This is a genomic window from Bordetella petrii (assembly GCF_000067205.1).
In the GTDB taxonomy this organism is placed as follows: Bacteria; Pseudomonadota; Gammaproteobacteria; order Burkholderiales; family Burkholderiaceae_B; genus Bordetella_A; species Bordetella_A petrii.
This window is the reverse complement of sequence record NC_010170.1, coordinates 4,509,131-4,531,562: the sequence shown is the minus strand read 5'-3', so window position 1 is coordinate 4,531,562 and position 22,432 is coordinate 4,509,131. Positions and strand designations below refer to the sequence as shown.

Here is a 22,432-nt window from a genome sequence, read left to right as displayed (position 1 = left end):
CGGGCTATGTCCGAGCAACAGCATGTCCGTGCCGATGGGACAGTCACGTTCCTTCCACACCGGCTCAACAGGCACCCGGTGGTCGTGCGCGGCCTCACTGCCGATGAGTTGTGGATTTGCTGCGGCCTGTCCGGCGCTGCCGGCCTGGTGGTTGGCGCGCCGCTGTCCTGGGTGTTACGCACCATTGCCATCGCGCCGACCTTCGTTGTCCTGGGCGTGGCGCTGGGCGTTTTCATCGGCGGCGGCATCCTGCGCCGTCTCAAGCGTGGGCGTCCCGACACCTGGCTGTACCGGCAGTTGCAGTGGCGCATTGCCACGCGCCATCCGCTGATGGCCGCTTGGGTGGGCGGCCATGTGCTGATCTCGCGCTCCGGCTTCTGGACCATCCGCAGGGGCATGCACGGGGGCGCGCGATGAGCCGTTTCAAGAACGAGATCACCCACCTGCAGGCGCACATCAAGACGCTGCGCCTCGGCGCGGGTGCGCTGGTCATCGTCGCCCTGGTCATGGGCGGCGGCTGGTGGAGCGCACCGCGCGATCTGACCATCCACGTCCCGCCTGACCTACGCTCCGGCAGTACCCGCAAGTGGTGGGAAGTGCCGCCCGAGTCGGTCTATGCGTTCACGTTCTACGTGTTCCAGACCCTCAACCGCTGGCCGACGAATGGCGAAGAAGATTACCCGCGCAACCTCCATACGCTCTCGCCGTACCTCACCCCGTCCTGCCAGGCATTCCTCAAGGCGGACTACGACTACCGCCGCAGCACCGGCGAACTGCGCCAGCGGGTGCGCGGCATCTACGAAATCCCCGGTCGCAGCTATGGCGACAACCCCACGGCGCGCGTGCGTGTGATCTCCGACCGCGACTGGGTGGTGACGTTGGACATCAGCGCCGACGAGTACTACGGCGCCGAGCAGGTCAAACGCGCCCTGGTGCGCTACCCCGTAAAGGTCGCGCGGGTGGACGTCGATCCCGCACGCAACCCGTTCGGCCTGGTGATCGACTGCTACGAGGGCACGCCCCAGCGCATCAGCGCACCGGAGCCGACGCGCCCGGTGCCTGGTGGCCTGACGCCGCAAGCGCCTCAAGGAGGTAATTCCCCATGAAGCCCATGAAGCATCCTGTACTCGCGCTGCTGGGGCTGCTGGCCGTGGCCGCCGCAGTGGTCGTGTCCCCCGCTGTCCAGGCGGTGGAGATCCTGCGTTGGGAGCGCATGCCGCTGGCGGTGCCGTTGAAGGTCGGCCAGGAGCGCATCGTGTTCATCGACCGAAACGTCCGCGTGGGCGTTCCCGCAGGCGTCGGTGAGCGCTTGCGCGTGCAGAGCGCGGGCGGCGCGGTGTACCTGCGCGCCAGCGAGCCGATCGAGCCCACTCGGCTGCAATTGCAGGACGCCGACACCGGCGCGCTGATCCTGCTCGACATTGCGGCGGAGCCGCCCAAGGACGGCGAAGCCGAGCTGGAACCGGTGCGAATCGTCGAGGGCAACAACTCAACAGCGCGCTATGGCGATCAGCCTGACGGTGCCGATGCGCCCCATGCACGCGCTCAGGAGCAGGCGGGCACCCGGACGGCGCGGCGCGAAACGCCAATCCCCGTCGTGCTGACACGTTTTGCTGCGCAGAACCTCTACGCACCGCTGCGCACCGTGGAAGCCTTGCCAGGCGTCATGCGGGTCAACCTGCGCCGCGACCTCGACCTCGGCACGCTGATGCCGACCTTGCCGGCACGCGCGGTCGCGCTCGCCTCGTGGCGCCTGGAAGACCAGTGGGTCACTGCCGTGCGCCTGACCAACAGTAGCAACGACTGGATCAGCCTCGACCCGCGCGTGCTGCAAGGGGATTTCCTCACCGCCACCTTCCAGCACGAGGCGCTTGGCCCGCGCGGAACCCCCGAGGACACCACCGTCCTGTACCTGGTGACGCGCGGGCACGGCCTCGCGCAATCGCTGCTGCCGGCGATCCATCGCTTCGACCCCGCTGTGCATCTCCCGCAGCCCAAAGCAGCAGCCAGCGACGACAGGGAGGCCCGCCATGCGCAGTAACGGACTCCTGAAGTGGCTGCTGATCCCCGTGGCCCTGCTGGTGCTGTCTGTCGCCATCCGGCTGTTTTCCGGTGGCGGTGCGTCGGCACCGCCTGTCGCGGATGGCGGCGGCAGGCTTACGCCGGAAGAAATGAAGGCGCTGGGCATCGAGGGTGACACCCCGCGCGACACCGTGGCGACGCTGGTTGCCCAGGTGAAGCAGTTGCGCACCGAGCTTCAGACCGCGCTGTCCGACAACAGGTCGCAGCGTGAGGAGAACCAGCGACTGCGCCAGCGCGAGAACGCCATCGACCAACGCATCAGTTCCGCCCTCGAATCCGAGCGCTCCAACCTGCGCCGCGACCAACAGCAGGCGGCCAGCGCGCGCCAGCAGACCGAGGGGCTGCTCGCTGACCTGCAGCAGCGCCTGGACAGCATCGGCGGGCGTGGCGGCGGCCATGCCGATTTGCCGGTGGGGCTGGGCCTGCGTGACGGCGACGAGGCCGGCATGGAAGGCGGTATGCGCTGGGTGGAGCCGGATGACGCGAAACAAAGCGACGGGCGTGGCAGGTCGAATGGCGGCATAAGCTTCCCCACCAGCTTCGGTTCCGCACAGAGCACGCTGGAAACCACAGCGCAAACCGTGGCGAACGCGGGCGCACGCGCGGCAGGCGTCAAGAGCCCGACGCCCGTCTATACCGTGCCGACCAACTCGACGCTGATGGGGTCGGTGGCGATGACGGCGCTGATTGGCCGCGTGCCGATCGACGGCACGGTGAACGATCCATACCCCTTCAAGGTCTTGGTCGGGCCTGACAATTTGACCGCGAACGGCATCGACATTCCCGATGTGGCCGGGGCCGTGTTCTCCGGCACCGCATCGGGCGACTGGACGCTCTCCTGCGTGCGCGGCCAGGTGCGCAGCATCACCTTCGTGTTCCATGACGGGACCATCCGCACCATCCCCGAGGATCGTGAGGGCAACCAGCAGAACAACCAACAACGCGACGGCCTGGGCTGGATCAGCGACCCGCACGGCATTCCCTGTGTCAGCGGCGAGCGGCGCAGCAATGCGCAGCAGTACCTCGGCACCCAGGCGCTGATCACGGCGGCTGGGGCTGGCGTGGCCTCGCTGATCGAATCCGACAGTGGCAGGGCGTCCTATGTCGGCGCCGACGGCTCCATCGGCAGCGTGGGCATCAGCGGCCAGGAAGCCGTGGGCCGGATTCTCGCCAGCGGCGTCCAGGACATGTCGAGCTGGGTCAACAAGCTCTACGGCCAGGCCTTCGCTGCCGTTTATGTGCAGCCCGGTGCCAAGGTCGCCGTCCACCTCGAAAAGCCGCTCGCCATCGACTTCGATCCCGAAGGCCGCAAGGTCGATCACCGCGCAGGAGAAAGCCATGCCCTCGAACTTGAATAGCTGGGCTCAGGGCCTGGCGCTGGCCTTGGCCGTCGCGCTGCTCGGTGGCTGCGCCACCAGCAAGGAAAAGCTGCTGACCCACGGAGACAGCACGATGATGAACATCTGGCAGCAGAACGCCGGCGACGGCGGCGGTGGTGCCGGCCAGGTAGCGCGCAGGCAGTTGCTCGATGCGCGCCAGAGCCTGCGCAGGCCGCTGGCCGAGATGGACGTGCAGGCCGCGCCTGCCGAGCAGATGCGCTACACGCGCACGGCGCGCAACGAGGTCTACCGCCAGTTCCAGCGCCTGCCCAACCCCGATCTCGTGATGTACGTGTATCCGCATTTGGCGGGCACCGACCCAGTGCCGATTCCGGGCTATACGACCGTGTTCCAGCTGTACCAGCGCGTGCAGTACGCCATGCCAGGCGAGCGCGTGGAGGATTACTGATGCGCTGGAAAATCCCCAGACCGAAGCCGACCGCGCCGAAGCTGGCCGCATCCGATGCTGACGACGACGAGCAGCCGGACGGCTGGCAACGCCACGTCGAGGCACTGCGCCAGGCCGGCATCCCCGAACCCGGCACGGCGGTGCAAGGCCGCAGGCCGGCGACCCTGGCAGACGAGCAGGCGCTGTACGAGGTCGCGCCGTCGTTCGTGGAACTGCTGCCCTGGGTGGAGTTCCTGGCGCAGTCGAAAGCCATGTTGCTGGAGGACGGGCAATCGGTGGCGGCGTTCTACGAGCTGGTGCCGCTGGGCACCGAAGGCCGGGAACCTGGCTGGCTCGCGCAGGCCCGCGATGCCTTGGAAAACGCGCTGCAGGACAGTTTCGATGAACTGGATGAGAACCCCTGGGTGCTGCAGCTCTACGCTCAGGACGAGCCCAGTTTCGACCAGTACATGCAGACCCTGCGCGACTATGTGCAGCCGCGCGCCCGTGAGACGGCGTTCACCGAGTTCTACCTGCGCTTCTTCGGCCATCACCTGCGCGCGGTGGCCAAGCCGGGCGGTCTGTTCGAGGACACGGTGGTCACACGGCTGCGCTGGCGCGGCCAGACCCGGCGTGTGCGCATGGTGGTCTATCGCCGCGTGACCGGCCAAGGGCAAAACAGCCGCCGCGGGCAGACGCCCGAGCAGATGCTCAATATCGTTTGCGACCGCCTGTGCGGCGGACTGGCGAACGCCGGCATTCAGGCCCGGCGCATGGTGGCTGCGGATGTTCACGACTGGCTGCTGCGCTGGTTCAACCCGCGTCCCACGTTGCTTGGGCCTGGGGCCGAAGACAGGGAGCGCTTCTATGCGCTGGCGCGCTACCCCGACAGTACGGAGGCCGGCGAAGACGGCGAGATCGAATTGGCGAGCGGGCGGGATTTCAGCCAGCGGCTGTTCTTCGGCCAGCCGCGCTCCGACGTGGCGCAGGGCACCTGGCATTTCGACGGCCTGCCGCACCGCGTGCTGATCACCGACCGCCTGCGCATGCCGCCGGGCACAGGGCACCTGACCGGCGAGACACGCAAAGGCGATGCCATCAACACGCTGTTCGACCAGATGCCCGAGGACACCACCCTTTGCCTGACGATGGTCGCCACGCCGCAGGATGTCCTTGAGGCGGACTTGAACCACCTGGCCAAGAAAGCGGTCGGCGAAACCCTGGCGTCGGAGCAGACGCTCAAGGACGTGCATGAAGCCCGTTCCCTGATCGGCAGCGCGCACAAGCTCTATCGCGGCACGCTGGCGTTCTACCTGCGCGGGCGCGATGAGGCGGAACTGGACCGACGCGGCCTGGATCTGGCGAACGTCATGCTCAACGCTGGCCTGCAGCCGGTGCGCGAGGACGACGAGGTGGCACCGCTCAACAGCTACCTGCGCTGGCTGCCGTGCTGCTACAACCCCGGCCAGGATCGGCGCAAGTGGTACACCCAACTGATGTTCGCCCAGCACGCGGCGAACCTCTCGCCGGTGTGGGGCCGCGCCCAGGGTACGGGGCACCCCGGCATCACGATGTTCAACCGCGGCGGCGGGCCGATCACCTTCGACCCGCTCAACCGCCTGGACCGGCAGATGAACGCCCACCTGTTCCTGTTCGGCCCGACGGGTTCGGGCAAGTCGGCGACCCTCAACAACCTCTTGAATCAGGTCACGGCGATCTACCGACCCCGCCTGTTCATTGTCGAGGCCGGCAACAGCTTTGGCTTGTTCAGCGACTTTGCCCGGCGCCTGGGCCTGACCGTGAACCGGGTCAAGCTCGCGCCGGGCTCGGGCGTTACCCTGGCGCCGTTCGCGGATGCGCGCCGGCTGATCGAGACGCCCAGCGACGTGCAGACGCTCGACGCCGATGCCCTGGACGAAGACCTGCCGCCCGATGCTGTGGCCATGGAGGCAGATGAGCAGCGCGACGTACTGGGCGAATTGGAGATCACCGCGAGGCTGATGATCACCGGTGGCGAAGACAAGGAAGAAGCCCGGATGACGCGGGCCGACCGCTCGCTGATCCGTCAGTGCATCCTCGATGCCGCAGAACACTGCCACAGCAAGGATGGCGAGAAGCGCACCGTGCTCACGCGCGATGTGCGCAATGCGCTGCGCACGCGCAGCCAGGACCCGACGCTGCCGGAAATGCGGCGTGTGCGACTGCTGGAGATGGCCGACGCCATGGACATGTTCTGCCAAGGCACGGACGGTGAAATGTTCGACCGCGACGGTTCGCCGTGGCCCGAGGCCGACATCACCCTGGTCGATCTGGCGACCTATGCCCGCGAGGGCTACAACGCGCAGCTCTCCATTGCCTACATAAGCCTGATCAGCACGGTGAACAACATTGCCGAGCGCGATCAGTACCTGGGCCGCCCGATCATCAACGTCACCGACGAAGGGCACATCATCACCAAGAACCCGCTGCTCGCCCCCTACGTGGTGAAGATCACCAAGATGTGGCGCAAGCTGGGGGCCTGGTTCTGGCTCGCCACACAAAACATCGACGATCTGCCGCGCGCCGCAGAGCCCATGCTCAACATGATCGAGTGGTGGATCTGCCTGTCGATGCCACCCGATGAGGTGGAGAAGATCGCCCGCTTCCGCGAACTCTCGCCTGCGCAGAAGGCGCTGATGCTTTCGGCGCGCAAGGAAGCCGGGAAGTTCACCGAGGGCGTCATCCTCTCCAAGAGCCTGGAAGTGCTGTTTCGGGCCGTGCCACCGAGCCTCTATCTCGCGCTTGCGCAGACCGAACCCGAGGAGAAAGCCGAGCGTTACCAACTCATGCAACAGCACGGCATCAGTGAACTCGACGCGGCCTTCAAGGTGGCCGAGAAGATCGACCAGGCGCGCGGCATCGAGTCGCCGGCCTTGGGCCTGCCGCAATAGCCGCCGGAGACTGCCGTGAAACCGAAACATCCTTCCATTCCGATGCCAGTCCAGGCGCTCCGCCATCGGCGCTCGCGCAAGCGCTGGCCCTGGTTCTTGGCCGCTGGATTGATCGCGCTGCTGCTGATCTGGCTCGTGTCCCGCGCACCCAGCGAACCCGCGTCGTTGGCTCCCGCGCCGGTCAGTACCGCGCAGGTGGCCGGGCCGCCCTGGCAAATGGGCAACGCGCAGGGCCGGTTCACGCTGACGCTCTATGCCGACCTCGAATGTCCGTTCTGCCGGGAGTACTTTCCGCAACTCAAACGCTGGGTGGGCGCCAACGCGGACGTAGCCCTGCAATGGCAGCACCAGCCGCTGGCCGCGCACGAACCGGCCGCCTCTGCCGAGGCACGCCTGGCCGAGTGCGCCGCCGAAAGTGGCGGGCATGTGGCCTTTTGGCAGGCCATTGAATGGGTCTATGCGCACACGCGCAGTGACGGCCTGGGCTTGCCCGAGGGCCTGCGCTATCCCGGCCTAAACCCAGCCGTCGAGCAGTGTTTGGCCAGCGAGCGGCCCGAAACGTTGATTCGCGCTCAGGCCGAGGAAGCCACCAAGGGCGGCGTGACCGCGACGCCATCCCTGCGACTACACGATCGCCAGACCAGCCAGGCGATCCTGCTGCAGGGGCCTATCGAAGGCGATGCACTGCTGTCGGCCATGGACATGCTGGCAGCTGAGGATTCGGTCGTTTCACCCACTACGGAAATGCCTGCCGACGTCGTCGGCGACATGCCCAGGTAGCCCGCGGTCATTGAGGCTACGGCGCAGCACGCTGCGCTGACCGCTACCCGTTCGCCCCGCATCCTGGCCGCGAACGATCACCGCTGCTGCGGTGATGGATGCACCTTGTTCCATTCCCTGGAGGGCCTGCCCTCCAGGGGCATGTGCGCCCTCCGATTTCCCTGCCTGGAGGTTCGCCATGTCTGTCGTCATCAATGACTCCTGCCTGGAGTCGCTTTCCGATATTTCTGTTCAGAACGAGGACTGGATCGTCCAGCAAGCCATCGTTTTGCTGGAGCGACGGGTTTTCAAAGCAGGGCCACGTCTTGAACGGCCCGCTGCGGTCAGGGACTACCTTCGCTTGAAGCTGGTCGCCGAGCCCAATGAGATATTCGTCGTCGTGTTCATGAACAGCATGCACGACGTGCTGGCCGTGGAGCCGATGTTCCATGGAACGATCAATGCGACCTCGGTTTATCCGCGTGTCGTGCTGCAACGCGCTTTGCAACTGAACGCCGCTGCGGTCATCTTCGCCCATCAGCACCCCTCGGGCACCACCGAGCCATCCAATGCGGATCGCTTGCTGACCGAGCAGTTGAAGACGGCCTTGGCGCTTATCGACGTGCGGGTACTTGACCATTTCGTGATTGGTCAGGGCACACCGTACTCGTTCGCCGAGTCTGGTCTTTTGTAGGAAGGCCCGTGGTTCACTGATCACAGCGGGGGCTTCGGCCTCCGCTTTTTTCCATGCGGCAGCACCGAACAGGTATGCGGGGTGCCCGCGATGCGCATTGTTTGTTGGGGCGGCAGCGGGTTCGCGTTCGACTATGGCTCTGATCAACTTCCAGGGCACGCGACATGCCAGCATCTTTATTCCGCTTCGCATCCGGCTGGCGAACCCTTGGCCTGGCCGTTGCACTGCCGGCATCCTTGGCCGTTTTCAGCCCAGCCACCTTCGCCGCCGATGTGGTGGTCGTCACCGACAGCCGCCACCCGGTCAAGACCATGGGTGGCGAGCGGTTGATCGAGTTGGATGAAGGCCCGCGCATCGAAGCCGAGCTTTCCGCACAGCTGCCCGCCGATCCTGAGCAGGCCACGGCCATCGTCAAGCGCCGTCTGAACAACGGCGGTGCCGACCTCCAGCGCCGCATTGCTTCCGCATACCAGGGCGTCGCCGACGCATGGAGCCTGGGCGTCACCAGCATCCCGGCGGTCGTGGTGGATCAGCGTTACGTGGTCTATGGCGAGCCGGACGTGGCCCGTGCCGTCGCGCGCATCGAGCAACACCGGAGGCCGCAGCCATGACCCGACCCTTCGAGCGGATGCGCCGCCTGCGTGCTGGCGTGGTCTCAGTGCTGCTGCTCAGCGCCACGGGCAGCTACGCCCTCAACACCGCAACCATCGTTGGCTCAGTGGCATCGCCGGACTGCCTCGAATACCGCGTCGTCGGCATCTGCTACTGGCTCTACTGCACCTGGACGGGCTGCACGGTGCGCACATCCATCAAGGTCCGCCACTACATCCCCGATGCGGTCGTCTCCAGCTACAGCAACACCGGCGAGAACCCTTGGGTCGAAGTCCGGGCGATGAGCGCGCCCAACCCATCCGCGCAGGCCGGCGGGGACGGCACCACCAACGAAGACCACGAAAACAATCTCGCCAAGTTCAAGAACGCGGACGTCATCGGCCATCCCGGCGTCGAGGTGTTCAACCAGTTCGTCTCATCGTCGGGCTACTTCTGCGAGGGCGCGGGCACGGCGTTCATGCCGTATCTGCTCAGCACCCTGGACACACTGGCCTGGCGCTACAACGTGCCGGAGATGGCCTACCCGGAGGCACTAATTCCGGGCAGGCGCGAGGTCGGCGCGCGCACCACGATGAACCTGTGGGGCAACGTCTATCCGCGCGGCGGCTTCCTGCACCAGGCCGACGACCACAAGGCCGGCGCCGTGGTGGCCCAGCGCGCCGGCGATGTCGTCACGCGCCGTGGGCAGATTCACGTCTATCAGCCGCTGCTCGCCAACTCGCGGCCCGGTTACTGGCCTGCCGGCGCGCTGATGGAAGGCGATGCCTCGACGGGCAAGTGGCAGGAACTCACGCCCGTCCTGTCCTCGTCCTGCACGGTGTTCCCGCGCAGCGGCTTCCTGACCCAGGCGCAGCAGGGCGATTACGCCTGGGCGCTGTGGCGGCCCTATGCGTGCTGCGAACGTCGCGGCCAGGTATTCCTCGGCAGCGTCGATTTCCAATGAGGGTACGGCGATGAAGCGTCCTGAACTGACAAACCTCTCCACCAAGGCGTGCCGCCTGCTGCGTCCCACGGTATTGGCTGGGCTGCTGGCTGGCGCACTCGTTCTTGGCGGCGGCCTGGCGTGGGCGCAGGCCGGATTTCAGACCGGCGGCTCCGTGATCGGCGACGAAGTGATGTATTCGATTGGCGGCGGCAGCGCGGTGTCCATGGGCCGCGTGGCCGGCATGCGCTCGATCGGCGTTGGCGTGGGCTGGAACAGCAACCTGATCTGCGGCGACATGAGCATCCAGACCACGCTGCGCAACCAGCTCAACGGCGTCACCAACGGCTTTCAGCAGATCATGAGCAACGTGATCCAGAGCGCCACCAGCGCGGTGGCATCGCTGCCTGCGCTGATCATCCAGCGCGCCGATCCCGGCCTGTACAACCTGCTGACCAACGGCGTGCTGCAGGCGCGCCTGGATTTCGACCGATCCAAGCTGACCTGCCGTGCCATGGCCGAGAAGATGGCCGACACGGCGGGCGGACAACTCGGCTGGAGCCAGATGGCCGAAGGCATGGCACTGCGCGATGCGGTGTCGAGCACGGATGCCGTGTCGGCAATTGAACAGGCGGAGACGCGCCGCGGCAACGACGGCGTGCCTTGGGTGGGTGGTAGCAATGCGGGCGGCGCAGGCCAGTCGGCCATCCGCGTGGTCGGCGACGTCACCCGCGCAGGCTACAACCTGGTCAACGGCCGCAGCGTGACCGACACATCGTCCATCGCTGCCGCCAGTTGCGCGAGTCTGTCTTGCCAGACCTGGACCTCGCCACAGCAGGCGACCGAATGGGCCACACGGGTTCTCGGCGAACAGGTGCAGCGCACTTGCGATGCCTGCACCAAGACCGAAACGGTGCCCGGCGTCGGGCTGACGCCGCTGATCCAGGAGGAGTACGAGGCAAAGCTGGAAGCCTTGCAGGAACTGGTCTCGGGAACGCGCAACACCACCTTCGAGAACCTGCGTGCGGCTGGCAGCACCTCGCTGCCCATCACACGCGGCGTCATCGAGGCGCTGCGCGACGAGCCGGATCAAGACCTGCTGGCGCGGCGCCTGGCCTCGGAGGTCGCGCTGGCGTCGGTGCTGGAGAAGGCATTGCTGCTCCAGCGCACCCTGCTGACCGGCAAGAAGGAGCCCAACGTCGCGGCGAACCAGTTGGCGGTCGAGGCCGTGAACCACGAGAGCGACACGCTCGACCAGGAAATCCGCAACCTCAAGACCGAGCTGGAGCTGCGCCGCGAGCTGGCGAACAACTCCCCCATGGCCATCATCCAGCGCCACGGCACGCGCGCGGCTGGCTCGCGTGGCATCTACGAAGGCGATCCCATTCCCGACCGCCTTGACCGGCTCCAGAAGGGCAATCCGGGAGGCAACCCATGAACCCGACGCGCGCCAGTTGGCTGCGCCCGCGCTGGCTGCTGAATCGGCGCGCGGCGAAGGCATTGCTGTGGACGGTGGTGCTCGTCGCCGCTGCCGTGGGCGCCAACATCGTCGGCATTTTTCTCGTCGGCAGCATTGACAACTGGGAGCGCTGGCTGACGGCCACGGCGGGCTACTTCCTGGTGTGGCGGCTGTGCCTGTATGGCGCAACCGCCTACGGCTGGGTCTGGATGCGTCGCCGGCTGCTGGCGCGTGAGGCCCAACGCGGGGCGGATAGGCAGGCGCGGCGGCGACTGCTGCGCAGCGAGATCGCTGGCGTCGCCGCCATTGTGGCGCTGGAAGCCAGCCTGTTGCTGCAGGCCGCTTGAGGGGAGATCGGGGTCATGACGCTTTTCACCACCGACTACTTGGAGTACTACCTGACGCTGGTGTCGTGGATCGTCCATAACGGCATCTGGGCCGTGCTGGTGGCGAGCGGTGTATTCGCGTTGCCTTTCATTGCCATCATCGTGCAGGAGTGGCTGAAGGCCCGCGCGGAAGGCGCCGACGAAGGCAACAAGGGCGTGCTCTCGGCTGCGCGCATCGAGAACCGGGTCTTCGTCGCCATCGTGGTGGTGATGTTCGCCGGCATCCCATTCATCGACGTGGATCTCAACACCATCCGCTACGACAGCTCGCGCTCGGCCCAATGCCAGGTCAGCGTGCCGCAGCCCACCGATACCGGCTGGTCGCAGTCCTTCAGCACTATCAACAACCAGTCGGCGAAGGTGCCCGTCTGGTGGGCCTTTATGCACACACTCTCGCGAGCAGTGACCGGTGCCTCTGTGGCGGCGATTCCCTGCGGCACCGACTTGCGGCAGATGCGCATGGAGATCGACGCGACCCGCATCGACAACCCGGTGCTGGCTCAGGAAGTGGCGGATTTCTCGCGCGACTGCTACGGACCGGCGCGCGCCAAACTCTTCATGCAGCGCCCGAACCTCGATGAGGCGCAGATGCACGACGTGACCTGGATCGGCTCGCGCTTCTTCACTGACACGGGCGGCTACTACGACACCTACCGCTCCAGCACACCACGCGATGACTGGCCTTACGACAGCAACCGTGATGCTGGGCTTGCGCAGGTGGCCAGCGGTGGCGGCTATCCGTCCTGCAGGCAGTGGTGGGCCGATGGCAGCAATGGCCTGCGTGCACGCCTGCTGGGGCAGGTAAACCCAAGCCTGCTGAATCGCCTGGCGGGCTGGGCCGGATTCCTGACCCGTGCCGATGTGGACGACTCGGTGATCCGCACCATCGCCTCGCCGAGGCAGCAGAAACTGAACCAGGGCAGCGTCTATACGGACTACGGCGGTCAGATCGACAAGACCCTGCCGAACATCGTAACGCGGGCCACGGGCGACGTCGGCATGGCTTTCGGCGCGATTGCCGCGTTTCCCGCCATGGACGTGGTGCGCCAGGCGCTGCCTATGGTGCTCGCCTTGCTCAAGATGGCGCTGGTCATCTGCATCCCGCTGGTGCTGGTCGTGGGCACCTACGACCTGAAGACCGTCGTTACCGTGAGCGTCGTGCAGTTCGCGCTATTCTTCGTCGATTTCTGGTTCCAGCTCGCGCGCTGGATCGACAGCACCATCCTCGATGCGCTCTACGGCTGGGGCTTCGGCTGGAACCGGCCACACAGCAACTTCGACCCGCTGGTGGGGCTGAACAACGCCTTTGGCGACATGCTCCTGATGTTCGTCACGGGAACGATGTTTATTGTGCTGCCTACGTTCTGGATCATGGCCCTGGCTTGGGCGGGCGTTCGCGCCGGTAACGTCTTACAAGGCCTGGCTGGAGCTACCGGAGATGCCAAGGCCGCTGGCGGAAAGGGAGGAAGTACCGCAATCAGCGCGGTGCCGAAGAAGTGAGCACAGCTAATCGTCCTGGACATGAGGGTCAATGCGAAAACCATCGTAGGTGTACAGGCCGAATCCGGCAGGCCCGTTTCGCCATTCTGGTTCGGGCAGTTCATCGTTCAAGTCGGCATTGCGCGCCATCCAGGCAACCACCATGACGAACACCAGTAGCAGCGCCATCCAGAAGACTGCATAGAACAGCAATCCCAGCACAACCAGCTTGACCGTCCACAGCAGCACGGTGGCACCTGCCATCGGCACGCCCTTGGATACCAACCAGTTCGACGCCCGCCGTTCGCCACGCGCATAGGCGCGCCACCCACGGCCAAAGCTGCGGCCGAGGCGTTCTGCGGTGCTGATGCGGGTCGTCGTGCTCATGGTCGTCACCTGCTACATGTGAAATCGCTACTCCAGTTTGCTCCAATCCTGCTTGCTTGCCTGTACCAATGCGCTCCATTCGTCCGGCGGGTTCCCGCGCCCGAGCATCTTCTCGAACACGGCATACGGGTCTGATTTGCTTCCCGAAGACCGCAGAGTCTGCTCATCGTTGACCCAGGCGTACACGATGACTTTGGCCTTCGAGTCGTAGCGGAAGAACAGTCGGTATCGCCTTCCGAGCTTGGCCCGCCGCCAGTGGCGATAGGCCGATCCCATGGTGTTGCCCTGGCGGTATTCGTCGCGCGCCGGATCACTCGGCACCACGTCTTGCATCAACTGGACCAAGGCCCGGAAGAACTTGACGTTGGCGTTCGATCCGAACCCTTCCGGGTCGTTCTCTTGGGCGCGCAGCACGGCCGCGCGCAGCTTCATCATCTGCTCGATCAGGTTGTCGTGGAACAGCAGTGACCAGCCATGCTGTTGCATCAGATCTCCACGTCCTCATCGAAATCATCGCCCAGGTCCACCTTGTGCCCAGCGTGCTCCAGCATGGTGCGAGCCAGATCCTCGGGCAGGCCACGCACATTTCGGCCCGCTTCAATGTCGCGGGCCAGCAGGGTCAGAAACGCGGCAATGGCAGGGTCCTCGTGCTCGGCATCAGCGCGGGTCACGACGACTTCGCCGCCGCGCAGGTCGAACGCAACTTTGCCGCCCGTATCCACCCCCAGCGCCTGCCGGATGGACTTGGGCAGCGTGATCTGACCTTTGGAGGTCAGCGTGGCAACTTCGTGAATGGCAGGCATGGTGGCTCTCCTGATTGCGATACCCGCACGGTAAGGAAATTTCCTTACTTTGTCAATCTGAGGTCTCACGGCGTTCTCCCGAGTCCAAGAATCGGTCCATCGTAAGGCGTAAACAGCCAGCCTTCCTGCATCAATCCGGCCTGCCGCAACTCGTATTGGAGGTGGACGGCCGGCACCCGTCGCCCTATACCCAAAGGCTGTAAAGGGCCGAAATGGCAAGGGAATGGGGTGCAAGGGGAAAGGCCCTACCCGAAAAGGCGAAAAGGCCGCCCGCTTGCCCGCCACCAGGACACCCACATGCTCTCTCTGTTCCAGCGGAAACGGCCTCCGGTCGCTGCCGCTCCGTCGCCAGCACCCGTCACCGATCTCCCGAAAGGGCTGCTGCAACCGGAATCGGCCGCATCGCTGCTGGCGACACCGCGCCGGCAGAAGCTGCTGGAACACATCTGGCAGCGAACCTCGCTCTCGCGCAGGCAATTCGCCACCCTGTACCGCACGCCCCTGGAACGCTACGCCGAGCTGGTCCAGGCCTTCCCGGCCTCCGAGGCGCATCACCATGCCTACCCGGGAGGCATGCTCGACCACGGTCTCGAAATCGTCGCCTACAGCCTGAAGCTGCGGCAGTCCCATCTGCTGCCCATTGGCGCCAGTCCTGAGGACCAAGCGGCGCAGGAGGAAGCCTGGACCGCTGCAGTTGCCTATGCCGCGCTACTGCACGACGTCGGCAAGATCGCTGTCGATCTGCACGTCGAGCTAGCCGACGGCAATACCTGGCATCCGTGGCACGGCCCGCTGCGTCAACCATACCGCTTCCGCTACCGTGACGATCGCGAGTACCGGCTCCACAGCGCCGCGACAGGCTTGCTCTACCGGCAACTGCTTGACCGTGAAGTCCTGGATTGGCTCAGCTGCTATCCGTCGCTGTGGGCACCGCTGCTCTACGTCCTGGCCGGGCAGTACGAGCACGCTGGCGTGCTGGGCGAATTGGTGGTGCAGGCCGACCGTGCTTCCGTGGCCCAGGAACTGGGCGGCGACCCCACACGCGCCATGGCCGCGCCCAAGCACGCGCTGCAACGCAAGCTGCTGGAAGGGCTGCGTTACCTGCTCAAGGAGGAGCTGAAGCTGAACCAGCCCGAAGCCTCCGATGGCTGGCTCACCGATGGCGCGCTTTGGCTGGTGAGCAAGACAGTTTCCGACAAGCTGCGCGCGCACCTGCTGTCGCAGGGCGTTGACGGTATCCCGGCAAACAACACCGCCGTGTTCAACGTGCTGCAGGATCACGGCATGTTGCAGCCCACGCCGGACGGCAAAGCGATCTGGCGCGCTACCGTGACCAGTTCCACCGGCTGGACCCACTTGTTTACGTTGCTACGGCTGGCACCCGCGCTGATCTGGGAATCTGGTGAGCGACCAGCGCCCTTTGCCGGGACGGTGACGACCGACGCGGCACTGGCGGGCGAAGCTGCCGAGGCAGCGGCCACGCTTTCTGCGGACGGCGCAGCGTCCGCCTCCGAGAACCAAAACGCTCCGCCAGCGGAAGGTAGTGGCATCGTCTCGGCCTCTCCACCCAAGGCCCAGGCCAGCCCCGACGTCATGGCGGACATGCTGGCGATGGTGGGAATGGGGGATTCGTCAACCACCGAGGATGTGGAAACCGCCCCGGACGAAGTACCCGCAGCTCTCCCCGATGCGACCCAGCCGCCCTTGGCCGCCGCTGCGCCTTCGTCACCGGCCTTCACGTCCTCGACGACACAGCCATCCGGCGAGCACTTCATGGCGTGGCTGAAACATGGCATCGCCACGCGGCGGCTCATCATCAACGATGCGAAAGCGCTGGTGCATACCGTGAGCGACACCGCCTACCTGGTCAGCCCTGGCGTGTTCCAGCGCTATGCGCAGGAACACCCGCAGGTAGGCAAACTGGCCAAACAGGAGAACCTGCAGGATTGGCAGTGGGTGCAGAAGCGCTTCGAGCGACTGCAATTGCATCGCAAGCAACCAAGTGGCCTGAACATCTGGACTTGCGAAGTCACAGGCGCCAGAAAATCGAGGAAGCTACATGGCTATTTACTTATCAAACCAGAAATGGTTTTCGAATTTACGCCTCCAAATAACCCATATCTATTTTCAATGAAATTTCCCGGCCTATGAAGATCAAGATATGAAAATCATCTATCAAAATTAAATGGTCTCATCAGTATTTCCATCAGAAACACTAGATATGTGAATAGCGTTCGCACCATCGTCACCAGTGAGGTACAGGCGCAGCGCGTAGAGCAGATCGGGGGTGCGGTCGCCTGAGGGTTTCTGGATGTTGATTTTCACACGGGAGAAGAGCTTGATGTTGGACAGTGTGACAATTTCTGTCACTCGCTCGATTTTCTTGGCCAATTCCTTGGTGATTTTTTGATGCGGCTGAAGGAGAATCTTGATTTCGGGGGTGGATGATGCACGGGTGCGAAGCAGGCCGAGCAGAAGTTCAAGCGGTTCTGTCGTGGCGCGAATCCAGTTGCGAGCAGTCCACTCGTCTTTCCGGGGCGGATATTGCTTGATGTTGAGCATGATGTTCAGAGCATTCAGAATGGACTGCAAGTTGGCGAGGCTGAATTTCTCAACAAACTGCTGCTCTCGCCAGATGGCATAGGCCAAAATACTGAGCGCGTCATTTGACGGATTCGCAACGAGCTGGGATAGCAAATCTTTCTGCCATTGCTGCGAAACATCACCAAGCGCGAAGCCGACGGCTCGCAGGTCACGAATTTTCTGACCCTCAACCTGCCCGGTTATCCACTGAACGCAATTTTCAGGCGCATCCTTGTGCATACAGGCCATTAGAAATCGAATTTCATTCTTTACTTGCTCAGGAATGCCACTCTCGTTCAGCAGGGCAACGAGGTGTTCTCCTCTGGCCTCCATTGCGTCGGCAAACCCTTTCGGACATTCACGGTCTCCAGTCGAGCGCCCATCGCGCCAAACCTGAATGACAGGAAAGTAAAGTCTCTTGCGTATACTGGCAACCAGATTTTTTGCTGATTCTTCGTCAAAGTTTTTCAGACGCACTTCATCTTTGTATCTCGGCCCTGCCACTTTCCAGCCAGAGAATTTCCCATCGCGCTCCTGAAGCTCGAATGAAATTTCTGCCCCCTCAGTGAAGTCGGCGTAGCTCAGTTCATGAACAAAACTGTTCTGATGAATGAATACAGACTCATCGGTGGATTTACATGTAGCAAAGGTAAACTGCCCGCCTATTTTGTCGGTCAGCCACTTTCTGTTTACCGTGCCAGTCGTCCTCTGTTTGGGGCGGATGTAAAAATCACGGTCAAGCTGTTCAATTGCCCTTTCCACCCAGTCCAACAGATCAGAGGTTTTATTACTGTCTTGCTTCGGAAACCGCTGCAACTCCGCCCAAGTCATTGGCTGCGGATATTCCGGCGCAGGGGCATCGGTGATTTCTTCCGTGCGTCGCCAGGTAGCGCGGATGGGTGGGAAAGATTTGTCGCGCGGTGTGAAGACGAGTTTATAGGGATCATCCGCGCCGTATTCAAAGGTCAGGTTCAACTCGCAGTCAACCTTGTTTTCCAATGGGAAGGCGGGTGAATCGAGACGAGCAGAGAAACCGAAGTCGTCACCCTTATCGCCGACATAGAGCGGAAACGAGTAATGCGGCCTGCCAGCGGGCAGTGTGAAGAATTCATCAACCGGGATGGTGACGGGTTTACCCCGAATGGGTTTGACTGTCGTTCCGCGCAAAACCAGGTGGAATCGTTGCTGATGTCCATCCTTCATCACTTTGACTGAAAGCTCAGGAATCTGGTCGCGCCAAAGTGGAATATCAGCCACCTGTTGTTGTAAAGCATGTAGATGGATTCCGCCCATAACGGGGCTTTCCATCAAATTGATGCAGAACGCGAAATTCCCGATGTTTGGAATACGCTTCAGGTGTGCTGCCTCAATGAATGGGGGCTTTGCCGGGCGGATCGCATCGTGCCACCGCCCGTTGGCATCCAGCGTGATGATGTCGTAGCCGCTGCCACCTAGCCTTTCTGCTTCCTCGCCAGGGATAACAACCGGCGGGCAACGCTCCCAATAAAAGCCTTTGGTGATGGGAAGACGTTTCGCCAGGTCTTTGTCGCGCTTGGCGATGAGCTTGGTGGCGGTCGTCTTGCCGCCAATGGAATCAACGACGATGATGGCGTAACCCTCGCCCGTGATTTTGGCCGGGTCAGCTTGAGCGAACACGGCCGCCACACTTCGCGGCAACGGCTCGGCATTCGGGAAACGCGCGTTGAGGTTGCGACGGATGACTTCAAGCTCGAAATCGTTGAGAAAGTCAGGCGCAAGCCAGATGAGTGTATCGTTCTTGAACTCTTCGCGTAGCCGAGTAGTGAACGCGCGGGCGGCGGGGTCAAAAAGCTCAGTGGCGTTGTCTTTGGCGAAAAACAGATCTGGCGCAGAAATGGTGGTCGCATCGGGATTCAGCCAAACGGCATCGGAACCAAAGAGTTCGATGTCAACGGTTTCATTTTCGCGCTGCCACCTCTGCCAAAGAAAGGGGGCCGCCAGCGACTGCGCTCCTTTTCCGTCACCACTGGCATAGCGGGGATGCAGGGCTGTGATATCAACACAAATTGGTTCGGCACTCGCGCTTTGTCGCAAATGCCGGGGCATCTTGTACTTCACTTCCTTGAACAAAGGTGGCTTGGAAGTCCACGGAAGAATCTCAAACTTTTCATAATCGAATAGTAACGGTATCTCAGCAAAAAGATGCTTTCCATCAAGCCACATTTGCGCGCATTGCTGCCAAAGGCGCATGGTTTTCTCGCGGACATCCAGTTGAGAAAGGTCGCTGGTGATGTCCTCATCGAGGGTTTGCAGCCAGCGCCATGCATCCCACACGTGACGGTAATCTCGGTGTGCTAGTAGCGTGTTGTTAGGTGGCAGATTTTCCCAATTGCCGATGGCTTGCGCCTCATCAGAACGCAACCATAAGTAGATTTTTGATAGAAGCTCATCCTCTTGACCGAGACAATCACCGCGTAAATCAAGCATTTCCGCAAGGCGAATGGCAAAGGCTTTCAGCAAGCGATTTTCCGGCAGGTCGACGGATTGAAAACGACGCACAGCCTGTATGTAGGGGTTACCTGCCAGTTTTTCCCGAATGGTACGACCCGGACGATTACTCAGCTTAATAAAACTGTTGGCATCCAGTTCACGCACAGCATGAACAGGCAGTAGAGCGTGTTCGCAGCGAGGACTTTCGTTGAGAGAATGAAATAATCGCTCGACAGAAGCGCGGCAGTGTTCCGTTATGCGCCAAAGGCGGTCACGGGTTATCTCACTCGCTTCTGGCTGTGCGACTTTGGCGAGGAACCCTGACAAGGATTTCGGCAGAGCCGCGCCGGTCTTAGGATCGAAATCCGTGATTGAACCAAACCAATTCATTTGCTCAAGCAGTTTTTTGGCAAGTTTTTCTTTGGCACGGAAGTCGGTATAGATTTTTTCCAGAGTAATACTCATTGCTTGGCGTGAATCCTTCCTGCTCTGGCATTTTCTTCAAGTTTCACGCGCAGCTCATCTCGTTGCTCTGGTGTCTTTAAGTTCCACATTTTATGACGCTTGTCTGAATCTGGTTCATCTTTCATAAAAAGGGAGTGTGGCAATTCAGCATTGTCCGAGTCTCGACTGGCCGTGGATCTATCATTGGTTTCCGTGTCACCGACGTTTAGGTAATTTGCCGACTGCCAAATAAACTGACCATAGCCAAGATCACAGGCAAGGTCGAAATCCTCTGTCAGATTGAATGAGTTACTGCCGATTCCTGTAACGAGTTGTCCACGAATCCTGTCCAGGCACTCTGTCTTGCTCTTGCCGCGTGTATCAATACCCCGCAATTTGGGCATGACCTTCTGCACGAGTTGATCCTCGAAGGCGACATGCATAGCTCTGGCAAGCGCATCTTTATCGCGTGCAGCACGGACATCCGGGTAATTGGCCATGTAGTATTCAATGGATTGCCAAACGCGGTGACCGAGGGCACGGCCTGTAACCGCTAAAGAAGCATTGATTGCTTCAATGAATTTTTTGAACGGGCTGACTTGATCGTCGGAGAAGTTGCTGCCCTGTGCTAGCCAACTCTGCCACGACGTTTTGTGTAGCGCCGGGCCTCGATTTTTGTCATCAAGTGGAGCAAGCTTCAGGCGGCGTTTGAGTTCCGTCGGGCGCGGAAAGTTGATGATGATGGAACGGTCAAGCACCTTGTCCGAAAGGGACTTGGTGGTTTCGTCCTGGTTCATCGTCCCTGTCCAGAGTACATTACGACCGAGGGGGAGCTTATAGGGTTCCATGCCGGCGCCAATTTTCACCGGTATGAACGGAACATCATCACCCTTTCTGCCACGCCGCAGTTCTAGCTTGCTCAAAAACTCTGCAAAATAAAGCTCAGGGTGTGCCAGATTCATCTCATCAAGCAGAACAAGACACACTGCGTCCTGCAATCCTGGATAATCTGCTTGTTTCAACGCTTCAATCAGCTCTTTGTCCTTCTCAGGGTCAAGTGCTATTTGCTGATCTGGCGACATACTCTGCCAACGTCTAATGCGCTGTTCATATTGTTCGCGGCCTGATATCTGACTTTGCGCGAGAAAACGCAGCACCGGCTGTGCATCGAATTTATTGTCTATGGAATTGAAAAAGCCCAGCATGGATTCCTGCGAATCCCAATTAGGCTGGACAGACAGCGGCTCGAAATAAATTCCGCCAAAGTGCGAGTAGAGGCGCGGCAGTTCGGATTTTCCGGTTCCGGAAACCCCTGCCAGGACAGTGAGCGGCGACCATTCCGCTGTTTTGAGAGCTGTATGAAAAGCTTTCAAAATACGTGGATTGAAATGTAGTCCGTATGTATCGCAAGCATTACCAATCCCAGTGAGCCAAGTTAGCTCATCGATCTCGTGCTGCACCGGCTGCTTGACCTTATCCACACTGATGTGCGGCATCTCAATTTCTTTGTAGCGAGCGGTAACTTCAGCAGGGCGCTCATAAGCTGCACGCAAACGCTTGAGTTCGGCTTGCGCTTCGTTGGCTGCTCCCTCGAAGATGGATGCCCTTTGCGCCAGAGATTTGTTTTCGGCGTTGAGCTCCGAGCCTTGACGGCGCAGCTCGCCAATTTCAGCGACCGCAGCCTCATTGGTGGAAAGTTGCCGTTCTAACTGGTCTGCCCGTGTTTTCTGATTTTTGGCTTCTGATTCAAGGGCTTGATACCGCTCGCGCATTTCCTCAGTAGGTCGGGTAGCAAGCTCCTCTCGTAGGCGTTTGAGTTCGTCGGCCTGGCTGTTCAGCGCACGCAGAATTTCAGCAGGGTCTTTGCCACCAAGTTGCAACTTTAACTGTTCGAACGCGCCGAGAAGTTCGTCTTGAGTTTTAAACGCCTCGCGCAGTCGAATGTTTTCCTCTTTGGCAGATTGCAGAGCAGCCTCTAGCGATTTTCGGCGATCCTCAACACGCCTCTCAACCTCATCGTCCAGTTGCTCGCTGCGCCTCTGGTTCTGCTGTTCCAGCCGTTGTTCTTTGCGTTCGAGTGTCCGCTCTGAAGTCTCAAGCTCTGCCTGTCTTCCTTCGACTTCGCTTTGCAAGGCGGAGAGTGCGCCTTTTTGTTTCTCAAATTCCGTGCGCTCTGCATTCAACTGCTTTCGAGCGTCACCCTGTTGTTTTGTCCATGCATCGCGCTCTTGGGCGATTTCTGTCCGAATGCGCTCCCGTTCGGCGTTTTCGGCATGGGCAACCGCACCCAGTCGCTTTGCTTTCAGCTCGGAAATTTCAACCTCCAACGCTGAAAGGTTTTTCTCTCGCATCTCGGCAATTGCTCTTTCGCCCTGGGCGCGCTTTTCACGCAGCTCATCATTCAGCGCGGCTCGTTCATCGGCAAAACCTGCATCACACTTTTGCTCAGCCTGCGTGACGGCCTGCTCGCGCTGCGCCAGCTTGGCCTTGTCTTGCTCGATGACTTGACGCTCTGCAGTCGCATCCCTTTCACGTGTAGCCACGGCGGTTTCACGGCTGGCGATTTCGCTTTCCTTGGTGTTTATCCAGCTCTCACGCGCGTTCAAATCGGCAAGCCGCTGGGCTTCGGTGTCGGGTTGGACGGGGCTGTTCATTT

General features: G+C 61.9%; 19 protein-coding genes. 14 read left to right on the top strand and 5 right to left on the bottom strand.

Annotated elements, in window-relative coordinates; all coding sequences use genetic code 11:
* Positions 1 to 6 precede the first annotated feature (6 nt).
* The 13 genes from BPET_RS21675 (at position 7) to BPET_RS21615 (ending at position 13,111) form a co-directional block, all read left to right on the top strand.
* Positions 7 to 417, top strand: a complete 411-nt coding sequence (locus BPET_RS21675; RefSeq protein WP_012205983.1) for a TIGR03750 family conjugal transfer protein — start codon at positions 7 to 9, stop codon at positions 415 to 417.
* Positions 414 to 1,106: a PFL_4703 family integrating conjugative element protein gene (locus BPET_RS21670; RefSeq protein WP_012205984.1), complete on the top strand. Its 693-nt coding sequence runs from the start codon at positions 414 to 416 to the stop codon at positions 1,104 to 1,106. Before BPET_RS21675 ends, BPET_RS21670 begins: the two co-directional genes overlap by 4 nt.
* Entirely contained in the window at positions 1,103 to 2,041 is a 939-nt protein-coding gene (locus tag BPET_RS21665) for a TIGR03749 family integrating conjugative element protein (protein WP_012205985.1), read from the top strand. Before BPET_RS21670 ends, BPET_RS21665 begins: the two co-directional genes overlap by 4 nt.
* Entirely contained in the window at positions 2,031 to 3,440 is a 1,410-nt protein-coding gene (locus tag BPET_RS21660; protein WP_012251135.1) for a TIGR03752 family integrating conjugative element protein, read from the top strand. Before BPET_RS21665 ends, BPET_RS21660 begins: the two co-directional genes overlap by 11 nt.
* Entirely contained in the window at positions 3,421 to 3,870 is a 450-nt protein-coding gene (locus tag BPET_RS21655) for a TIGR03751 family conjugal transfer lipoprotein (RefSeq protein WP_012251134.1), read from the top strand. The genes BPET_RS21660 and BPET_RS21655 overlap by 20 nt, the downstream gene beginning before the upstream one ends.
* Positions 3,870 to 6,779, top strand: coding sequence for a conjugative transfer ATPase (locus tag BPET_RS21650; protein ID WP_012205988.1), 2,910 nt, complete (start codon positions 3,870 to 3,872; stop codon positions 6,777 to 6,779). The genes BPET_RS21655 and BPET_RS21650 overlap by 1 nt, the downstream gene beginning before the upstream one ends.
* Positions 6,780 to 6,794: 15 nt before the next feature.
* A complete protein-coding gene (locus BPET_RS21645; RefSeq protein WP_014596091.1) occupies positions 6,795 to 7,559 on the top strand; it encodes a DsbA family protein in 765 nt (254 codons plus the stop codon).
* 178 nt (positions 7,560 to 7,737) lie between these two features.
* Complete coding sequence (gene radC, locus BPET_RS21640) at positions 7,738 to 8,232, top strand: RadC family protein (protein WP_012205990.1); 495 nt, start codon at positions 7,738 to 7,740, stop codon at positions 8,230 to 8,232.
* Positions 8,233 to 8,396: 164 nt separating this feature from the next.
* Positions 8,397 to 8,843 carry a TIGR03757 family integrating conjugative element protein gene (locus BPET_RS21635; protein ID WP_008266034.1) on the top strand — a complete coding sequence of 149 codons (447 nt, stop codon included), beginning with the start codon at positions 8,397 to 8,399 and terminating at the stop codon, positions 8,841 to 8,843.
* Positions 8,840 to 9,787: a TIGR03756 family integrating conjugative element protein gene (locus BPET_RS21630; protein WP_012205991.1), complete on the top strand. Its 948-nt coding sequence runs from the start codon at positions 8,840 to 8,842 to the stop codon at positions 9,785 to 9,787. Before BPET_RS21635 ends, BPET_RS21630 begins: the two co-directional genes overlap by 4 nt.
* 10 nt (positions 9,788 to 9,797) lie before the next feature.
* Positions 9,798 to 11,204, top strand: coding sequence for an integrating conjugative element protein (locus BPET_RS21625; protein WP_012205992.1), 1,407 nt, complete (start codon positions 9,798 to 9,800; stop codon positions 11,202 to 11,204).
* Positions 11,201 to 11,572 (top strand): hypothetical protein, encoded by a 372-nt coding sequence (locus BPET_RS21620; RefSeq protein WP_008264618.1) that lies wholly within the window; start codon positions 11,201 to 11,203, stop codon positions 11,570 to 11,572. The genes BPET_RS21625 and BPET_RS21620 overlap by 4 nt, the downstream gene beginning before the upstream one ends.
* A gap of 15 nt (positions 11,573 to 11,587) precedes the next feature.
* Positions 11,588 to 13,111 carry a conjugal transfer protein TraG N-terminal domain-containing protein gene (locus tag BPET_RS21615; RefSeq protein ID WP_008266205.1) on the top strand — a complete coding sequence of 508 codons (1,524 nt, stop codon included), beginning with the start codon at positions 11,588 to 11,590 and terminating at the stop codon, positions 13,109 to 13,111.
* 6 nt (positions 13,112 to 13,117) lie between these two features.
* Here the strand turns inward: BPET_RS21615 and BPET_RS21610 are convergent, their stop codons facing one another.
* Genes BPET_RS21610 through BPET_RS21600 form a run of 3 tightly spaced genes read right to left on the bottom strand, consistent with a single transcriptional unit; the run spans position 13,118 to position 14,280 of the window.
* A complete protein-coding gene (locus BPET_RS21610; protein WP_008264713.1) occupies positions 13,118 to 13,477 on the bottom strand; it encodes a DUF3742 family protein in 360 nt (119 codons plus the stop codon).
* Positions 13,478 to 13,504: 27 nt separating this feature from the next.
* Positions 13,505 to 13,963, bottom strand: coding sequence for a type II toxin-antitoxin system YhaV family toxin (locus BPET_RS21605; protein WP_012205993.1), 459 nt, complete (start codon positions 13,961 to 13,963; stop codon positions 13,505 to 13,507).
* Complete coding sequence (locus BPET_RS21600; protein WP_008265574.1) at positions 13,963 to 14,280, bottom strand: type II toxin-antitoxin system PrlF family antitoxin; 318 nt, start codon at positions 14,278 to 14,280, stop codon at positions 13,963 to 13,965. Before BPET_RS21600 ends, BPET_RS21605 begins: the two co-directional genes overlap by 1 nt.
* Positions 14,281 to 14,577: 297 nt before the next feature.
* Between BPET_RS21600 and mobH the strand changes: the two genes are divergently transcribed.
* On the top strand, positions 14,578 to 16,431 hold the full coding sequence (mobH, locus tag BPET_RS21595; RefSeq protein WP_012205994.1) for a MobH family relaxase: 1,854 nt from the start codon (positions 14,578 to 14,580) through the stop codon (positions 16,429 to 16,431).
* Positions 16,432 to 16,461: 30 nt separating this feature from the next.
* Here the strand turns inward: mobH and BPET_RS21590 are convergent, their stop codons facing one another.
* Entirely contained in the window at positions 16,462 to 19,797 is a 3,336-nt protein-coding gene (locus BPET_RS21590; protein WP_041863150.1) for a cold shock domain-containing protein, read from the bottom strand.
* Entirely contained in the window at positions 19,794 to 22,430 is a 2,637-nt protein-coding gene (locus BPET_RS21585) for a chromosome segregation ATPase (protein ID WP_008265595.1), read from the bottom strand. The genes BPET_RS21590 and BPET_RS21585 overlap by 4 nt, the downstream gene beginning before the upstream one ends.
* Between the last annotated feature and the right edge of the window lie 2 nt (positions 22,431 to 22,432).